This is a genomic window from Burkholderia sp. E168m22 (assembly GCF_001319805.1).
In the GTDB taxonomy this organism is placed as follows: Bacteria; Pseudomonadota; Gammaproteobacteria; order Burkholderiales; family Burkholderiaceae; genus Burkholderia; species Burkholderia orbicola.
The window spans coordinates 185380-191379 of record NZ_BBSK01000112.1 but is presented as its reverse complement, the minus strand read 5'-3'; the positions used below and the strand labels follow the sequence as shown (position 1 = coordinate 191379).

The following is a 6000-nucleotide window of genomic DNA, read 5'->3' as shown; positions in this document are numbered from 1 at the left end:
GTTCAGCTTCTCGCGTCGTCGTCTTGGCCGACCGCTGCGTTTGACCGAACTACATGTCGATGACCGAAGCTCCACTCACCTTTCCGTCGATGATGTCCTTTCCCTGCTGCCGGGCGGCACGCCTTGCCATACCAAAGTCGGAGTATGTATGCGGTTGGCCTAGCCTGAAAATACGGCTCGCGGCGGAGGTTGCTATCGCGCCTGGGCGGCATATCCGTACCGCAATGTCATACCCTTCGGCGTAACGAGAATGCCCGTCAAAGCGACTGAATGTACGGGCGAAGACGAGGGGATGAAGTTCGTACCCCTTGTAGAGAAGAAGCAGGTGTGTCGACATGATGGCCACTCCGCAGGGGGCGACTTGCTATACGCTCGAACGAGCTTTTCATTTCCGCCGCCGCAGCCGGCTTAGCAGGTCAAGCGCCACCGTGTCAGCGTCGTTGTTGATCATTTCCGCTCGCAACAGCAGACCGCCAACACGGACGGCTGCATCCCAACTGTCTTCTGTCATTGCCTGATGGTTGCGTGCAAGCTGCTCGGCAAGAGCCTGGAGCGCCGCCATCCTTGCCGATTCGCCGGACGTCCGGCGCTCCTCCCTCCCGGCAATGAGCCGGAACAGGCCCAGGACCGACTCGGCGGTAACGGAGGGGATAGTCATTCGAACTTTATACGCCCTTTCGGTCCGTTCCGCCCATATATTCGCGCTGGCCCCCGAGCCTGCCTAGTACCGCCTCGCATACCCCTCGCGATACAGCGAGGCGCCGATCGACGTCAGAACTGCGATCTCATCCTCACTCAATCGACTCCATGCCTCCGCCAACCAGCCAGCGAATCCGGCGCAAGCATGATCCAGATCGGCGGCTGCCTTTCCCTCTGCGTTCCTCCGCTCGAAAATCATCATCACGTCATGTGGCGTCATAGTCGGCTCCTCGTGAGCTTCCAGCATAGGCGATCGGTGGCGTCTGCCCCTACTCCTTCGCACGCTCGATGTTCGCTCTCCGGCGTGCCCGCAGCCACAAGCCGAAGCCGGCCGGTAGCGGTTCGATCAGGTGTCCTGTTCCGTTGACGTCAACATGCTACGCACATATGAATCGGTTAAGGCGCTACGTGCGCCATGTCATTGCCCGCATCGCCGATGCATCCCGTGAACCGCGTCGGCCAGTTGCAGCCATGGGCCGTCGCTGGTCAGCTTCGCTCCAATATCGTCTGAGTACATGGCCATGTCAATTCGCATTCCTACATGATCAGTCAGCATTGAATGGACGGAATGTCCTTTGACTGACGGAATCGGCCGATCGAATGTCATGGTGACGTAGGCAGCCAACGACAGCCGATGGCCGGCTGTTGCCTCCCGCAGCGACGCACGGCATTTGATTCGACGAATGACCGCTTCGGTCACGACTCTCATGGTCGCAATGGGACTACACTGAAGACGCTATAGCAGGAGGAGACAGCGATGACAGACTCCGACCCCCAAAGCACCTTCCGGCGGCTGCCGCTAACTGCGGAGCAGGACGCGGAAGTGAAACACTACATAAAGCTCCGAACCCGGCGTGGCCTGCCATGGGACACGCCGGAGCTGAGCGCGATGCTCGAGGACATGCTGCTACCCCCGGGTGACGGCAACAGCGATGTCGACTCCGCGGAGGACGAAACCAAAGCTGCCGCCGAGCGCGCAACGGCATCGGTTGACGAAGCGATGGACCCTATCGAGGCGAGCGAGGAGCGGAATGCGGCCATGGAGTCGGAAAGCATGAAAGGACCCAGACGATAAAACTGCAGGCGATGACGCTTGCTTCCCGGTAGCGCCGTATGTGGGGGATCGTGAGGTATTCCGCATGAGTTCGGTGTGCATGATTTCAACGCTCGAACGCGTGCCGTCGGCCCCGTGACATCGAGCCGTGCGACATCTCCGCTGAACACGAGGGGGCCGGATATGCAGCTGATAGAACCGGATGAACACAGAGACTTTCTGGCGACCTTGGAGCGTCGTGGCTTGGCAGAGGGCGATTTCGATCTTCAGGAAACGGATACGACCGACCCGAAGGGGGATGAGAACCTCGGTCTACAGGGCTATGTCACCATCACCAGGCTCTCGACGCAGATTACGAAGGAATACGTGATCGGCGACGAAAGCGACTGGCTACAGCATTTCAGGAAAGATCTCGACGCGGGTGCCTTCGACCGACTGGAATGATATCCCGACGCGACGCGCCGCATTTGGGAGGAAGTTCGGCTCACGAGAGTCGCGGACTTCGAGGATGCGGAACGCATGCGGCCCGATCTGGCGGTGATGAGTCCGTTGGAGGGCGTGCTTGCTGCCTTGGTCTGTGGCCCTCCAGGGATGGCCATCCTCTCGACCGACCTTCGGCACCGTGTCTGCCTGCTTTGGCAGCAGCATGTATTGCCGTCGGCCTCGATCCCGGCGACGCCCTGATTGCTCGGGCGGCTGGCGTGCCACCCGAATTTCAATTCATCGACGCGAGGAGATCGTCGACCAAATGCGCGTCGAGCCATTCGTGCGCCCAGTTTTTCGCAAAGGCAATCGCATCCTCGCGCACGTCGAAGCCAGCCAGATCTCCGCTCAGTTGAACGTCGCACTCACTGCCGTCTGCACGATCGATGCTGATCCGCGCGTGTGCCATGTATTCCCCGTCGGCCCTGCGCGGTGTCGGGTCGATATGGAATCGGGTTGAGTCGAGTTGCATTTTCCTTCCTCCTTCAGTTGCTGCGGGGCACGTGGCCACCGCGAAGCGTATCGTCGCGACCAGAACAGTCAAAGCTTGAGGAGTGCCATGATCTGGCCTGCTTCCTGGTCCGATTCGCAGCTCGCCATTCCGCCTTTGCGCAACAGCGCGCGGATCGAGAAAAACATCAGAAAGGCATCCTCATCGATTTCATGACGACGATCGAGAATGACGCCGTCCATCTCGGCACGAGCGTCATACGGCAGGAACTGTTCGATGACACCGGAACCATCGCACCGAATCCACTTCAATAGGTCCTTCCTGTTCATATCCAGCCTCCCGACGTTGCCGGCGCGCCATGCGCCAGGCGTGTTTGAGTCTGTGGCGGCGCCGCGGACGCAGAATCGGGATGGACCGAGGAAGGGATCAGGACGCGTTATCCAACACGCTCGTGTCCTGTAGACAGGCATCGATCAGGCGCTTCGCATACGCAGCCGATACGCGGCGCGCTCGTCCGCATTGCGCGGTTTCGATGAAAGGCCCAATCACGTTCGGAAGGGGGCGCCTCGAGTGGCGCGGGAATCGGTAGTGAGTCAGTCAACAGATCCATCCTACGCCCATTGGCGAACTTGTACAGCGAAAGTTCTGCGCGAACCGCCGCATGGCATGCCGCCCCGATTGGGCGCGGGACGGACCGGCTCAGCCGCGTGTGAACAATCGCCGATACGCGGGGAGAGGGCGCCATGACGGTATCGTCGAAATTTCAATTAGACATTCGAAGCAAATCAAAACCACGGCGCCAAGGGTTTACAACCGGGGCGAGCCTCGCCGGTCGCGGCGTGTTCTTGCGCCGCCACCCGAAATGCGCCGACCGAAACAGCTTGACACGGTGTTTGGCCCCGCGTAGGGTGAGTGTCCGAAGCCTTCAAGAAGCGCGATTGCTGCTCATCACTGACCGCGGAACGCGGTATTCGTTGTCCTCTCCCTCCTTGATCCTTTTTCGTGCTCCCCTATCGGGGCGCATACATTTGTCCAATATCAGGAGAATTTCCATGGATACCGGTACCGTCAAGTGGTTCAACGACAACAAGGGTTTTGGCTTCATCACGCCTGACAGCGGCGGCGATGATCTGTTCGCGCACTTCTCGGAGATTCGCGGCGATGGCTTCAAGACGCTGGCCGAAGGTCAAAAGGTCAGCTACGAGACGAAGAACGGGCCCAAGGGGCTGCAGGCTTCGAACATCGTTCCTCAGTAATCCACATCATTAATCGGTCCCGCGCGCAGGCGCCCACAGTCCTGCTGAGGATACCGTTTCGCCTCAAGACGTACACCCCAAGGAAGAAAGTGGGGGATGCGGCGCATCCGGTGGCGAACGATCGGGCGGCTCATTCATCGTGAGCTCGCGATCGACGCATACCGAGGTAACTTTGACCAAGAGTCAATCGCGCAACAAAAGATCACTCGCGAGACCACGGCGCGCCAGGGATTGGCCGGTGCTCGGCGCGGCGCTGAACTGGGTGCCACCGAAGGCACCCTCTGCGCCCACCAAATCGAGCGGCAAGAAGCGCTCCACCGAGACGCGATAACGAGCACGTTAACACCCGGACGAGGCGCGGCCCGCATGTCGCGTCGGTACGCGCCCCCCACGCATGGGCGTTTTCGATATTTGCACGCAAACCGCTCCCTGTCGGGGACCGGATATCCTCACGCCGCCGCGATTGCGGCACGTCACATTGATTGGAGAAATTGATTTGGCAAAGGAAGAATTGCTGGAATTGGACGGCGTCGTGGATGAGGTGCTCCCGGACAGCAGGTTTCGCGTCACCCTGGAAAACGGCGCGGTCGTTGCGGCGTACGCATCGGGCCGCATGCGCAAACACCGCATCCGTATTCTCGCTGGCGACCGGGTCAAGCTGGAATTGTCGGTCTATGACCTCACCAAAGGGTGTATCAATTTCCGGCACAAAGACGAACGGGCTTCGCCCGGTGTGCCCCGAAACCGATTTGTTCGACGCTAACCACGTAGCGCCGATAGAAGATTGATTGCGCTCGTCTACGCAATTCGTCGCCGTCAATCACCAGGAGTTCATCATGAGCATGCGTACCTATCGCGGATTCGAAATATATCCGCTGATTTATCCTCACTTTCACACAGGCTCTGGCCGTGCTCACAACTACGAAGCCGGTTTCGACGCGGCGGTCAAGGTTTGCCTGCGCGGCACTGACACCACGCTGACCCGGAGCCAGACCTTCAAGCTTGTCGACGGTTCGCCGTTTGCCAGTGCCGGTGACGCACGCCGGGCTTCGCAACGTTACGCAGAAGACATCATCGATCAGAACCGAAGCGAACATTGGACGTTCGACGCAGTTCTTTGATACAGCTCTCTGTTGAACAGCAGCGCGCGTCAATCGGAGACGTGCGTCCCGATCTGAAATTGCGCGAGCCGACGCCATGCTGCCGGTCAACGGGAAACTCGCGTCGTAAACCGACATTCCTTTCTGTCCCGTGCTCTCAAGGCAGATCAACGGACGAGCGGCCGCATTGTGCGACTGGCGCGCCACGGGCTGATGGACGTCGCGTTGCCGATCGACGTTGTGTAACGACCAGGCCGCCGACGCAGATTCAATCGATGCCTTGCGCCCTTTCGTGCCCCTGGATTTGCTCTTCGAGCAATCTGCGTGCGAGCGTTCGTGCGGCGTCGCGCGCCTCCGCGTCCGATGCAAAATCCCCTTCGGTATCGTGTTGATCAGAGGTGCCTGGATCCTCTCCGATGCGGTGCAAGTGGACGATTCCGCGATAGCGCCCAGACGTGGTCTGCATCACGCGAAGGCGTGCCACGTGCGTGTGGGTCGTACACACTTCATCATCCATGATGCCTTCCTTGCCAAGCCCCTGGCGAGACAACGACATGACAGACTTCACCCGCCCGCCTGCATCCGTGTGCTCGGCTCCCGGTAAACTTCGGCAAGGCGGGTTTATCGCCGCCAGCGCCGAGAGGTCAATGTTTGCGATGCATCCACCCCAAGTGATGGGAGTCCAGCCACTGAACGACTTCCATACTTGAATGTTCGCTCTGGTAACGGCGCGCCAACGCGACGGCAACCACCGCGACCACCGCAAGACCAACCACCCAACCAATCATCGACTGAGTCATGACAGCCTCCTTGTGAATGTGGAATGCAGCCATGACTGAATTCTAGGCGTCTTGGGGGAAGGATTCACAAGTCCTGCGCCACGCCGCGCGGACGAACCGCATCCACATGCACGATCCTGGGGAAGGTACGCTCGACCTCCACCTGATCGGTCGCGCC

The 6000-nt window shown here is 59.8% G+C and carries 12 protein-coding genes; 5 read left to right on the top strand and 7 right to left on the bottom strand.

All coding sequences use genetic code 11. The features are described from left to right. Positions 1–49 precede the first annotated feature (49 nt). The 3 genes from AP428_RS37550 to AP428_RS26805 form a co-directional block, all read right to left on the bottom strand. Positions 50–337, bottom strand: a complete 288-nt coding sequence (locus AP428_RS37550) for a hypothetical protein (RefSeq protein WP_027790089.1) — start codon at positions 335–337, stop codon at positions 50–52. A 48-nt stretch (positions 338–385) separates the two neighbouring features. Then, the gene (locus AP428_RS26815) at positions 386–658 is read right to left on the bottom strand and encodes a hypothetical protein (protein ID WP_027790088.1); all 273 of its coding nucleotides are present in this window, start codon (positions 656–658) and stop codon (positions 386–388) included. Between the two features lie 459 nt (positions 659–1117). Further along, positions 1118–1408 carry a hypothetical protein gene (locus AP428_RS26805; RefSeq protein WP_011548701.1) on the bottom strand — a complete coding sequence of 97 codons (291 nt, stop codon included), beginning with the start codon at positions 1406–1408 and terminating at the stop codon, positions 1118–1120. A 48-nt stretch (positions 1409–1456) separates the two neighbouring features. On the opposite strand from AP428_RS26805, the gene AP428_RS26800 reads away from it, so the two are divergent. After that, entirely contained in the window at positions 1457–1774 is a 318-nt protein-coding gene (locus AP428_RS26800; protein WP_011548700.1) for a hypothetical protein, read from the top strand. Positions 1775–1936: 162 nt separating this feature from the next. Further along, on the top strand, positions 1937–2197 hold the full coding sequence (locus tag AP428_RS26795) for a hypothetical protein (protein WP_011548699.1): 261 nt from the start codon (positions 1937–1939) through the stop codon (positions 2195–2197). 271 nt (positions 2198–2468) lie between these two features. On the opposite strand, the gene AP428_RS26790 is transcribed toward AP428_RS26795, so the two are convergent. Both AP428_RS26790 and AP428_RS26785 read right to left on the bottom strand, forming a co-directional pair. Further along, positions 2469–2708, bottom strand: a complete 240-nt coding sequence (locus AP428_RS26790; protein ID WP_011548697.1) for a hypothetical protein — start codon at positions 2706–2708, stop codon at positions 2469–2471. 68 nt (positions 2709–2776) lie between these two features. Continuing rightward, positions 2777–3016 carry a hypothetical protein gene (locus tag AP428_RS26785; protein ID WP_011548696.1) on the bottom strand — a complete coding sequence of 80 codons (240 nt, stop codon included), beginning with the start codon at positions 3014–3016 and terminating at the stop codon, positions 2777–2779. A 723-nt stretch (positions 3017–3739) separates the two neighbouring features. Between AP428_RS26785 and AP428_RS26780 the strand changes: the two genes are divergently transcribed. The 3 genes from AP428_RS26780 to AP428_RS26770 all read left to right on the top strand — a co-directional run bounded on the left by AP428_RS26780 (position 3740) and on the right by AP428_RS26770 (position 5064). Then, the gene (locus AP428_RS26780) at positions 3740–3943 is read left to right on the top strand and encodes a cold-shock protein (RefSeq protein ID WP_011548695.1); all 204 of its coding nucleotides are present in this window, start codon (positions 3740–3742) and stop codon (positions 3941–3943) included. Between the two features lie 496 nt (positions 3944–4439). Then, positions 4440–4706 (top strand): translation initiation factor IF-1, encoded by a 267-nt coding sequence (gene infA, locus AP428_RS26775; protein ID WP_011548694.1) that lies wholly within the window; start codon positions 4440–4442, stop codon positions 4704–4706. Between the two features lie 73 nt (positions 4707–4779). Next, positions 4780–5064, top strand: coding sequence for a hypothetical protein (locus AP428_RS26770; RefSeq protein ID WP_011548693.1), 285 nt, complete (start codon positions 4780–4782; stop codon positions 5062–5064). Positions 5065–5311: 247 nt separating this feature from the next. On the opposite strand, the gene AP428_RS26765 is transcribed toward AP428_RS26770, so the two are convergent. Continuing rightward, positions 5312–5599: a hypothetical protein gene (locus AP428_RS26765; RefSeq protein WP_226292206.1), complete on the bottom strand. Its 288-nt coding sequence runs from the start codon at positions 5597–5599 to the stop codon at positions 5312–5314. Positions 5600–5687: 88 nt separating this feature from the next. Then, complete coding sequence (locus AP428_RS26760) at positions 5688–5843, bottom strand: hypothetical protein (protein WP_175804046.1); 156 nt, start codon at positions 5841–5843, stop codon at positions 5688–5690. Positions 5844–6000: the final 157 nt, after the last annotated feature.

What these genes read in the sequence shown, in the direction of transcription:
- AP428_RS37550 (WP_027790089.1), bottom strand. Translation starts at nt 337, where the DNA reads ATGTCGACACACCTGCTTCTTCTCTACAAGGGGTACGAACTTCATCCC.
- AP428_RS26815 (WP_027790088.1), bottom strand. Translation starts at nt 658, where the DNA reads ATGACTATCCCCTCCGTTACCGCCGAGTCGGTCCTGGGCCTGTTCCGG.
- AP428_RS26805 (WP_011548701.1), bottom strand. Translation starts at nt 1,408, where the DNA reads ATGAGAGTCGTGACCGAAGCGGTCATTCGTCGAATCAAATGCCGTGCG.
- AP428_RS26800 (WP_011548700.1), top strand. Translation starts at nt 1,457, where the DNA reads ATGACAGACTCCGACCCCCAAAGCACCTTCCGGCGGCTGCCGCTAACT.
- AP428_RS26795 (WP_011548699.1), top strand. Translation starts at nt 1,937, where the DNA reads ATGCAGCTGATAGAACCGGATGAACACAGAGACTTTCTGGCGACCTTG.
- AP428_RS26790 (WP_011548697.1), bottom strand. Translation starts at nt 2,708, where the DNA reads ATGCAACTCGACTCAACCCGATTCCATATCGACCCGACACCGCGCAGG.
- AP428_RS26785 (WP_011548696.1), bottom strand. Translation starts at nt 3,016, where the DNA reads ATGAACAGGAAGGACCTATTGAAGTGGATTCGGTGCGATGGTTCCGGT.
- AP428_RS26780 (WP_011548695.1), top strand. Translation starts at nt 3,740, where the DNA reads ATGGATACCGGTACCGTCAAGTGGTTCAACGACAACAAGGGTTTTGGC.
- AP428_RS26770 (WP_011548693.1), top strand. Translation starts at nt 4,780, where the DNA reads ATGAGCATGCGTACCTATCGCGGATTCGAAATATATCCGCTGATTTAT.
- AP428_RS26765 (WP_226292206.1), bottom strand. Translation starts at nt 5,599, where the DNA reads ATGTCGTTGTCTCGCCAGGGGCTTGGCAAGGAAGGCATCATGGATGAT.
- AP428_RS26760 (WP_175804046.1), bottom strand. Translation starts at nt 5,843, where the DNA reads ATGACTCAGTCGATGATTGGTTGGGTGGTTGGTCTTGCGGTGGTCGCG.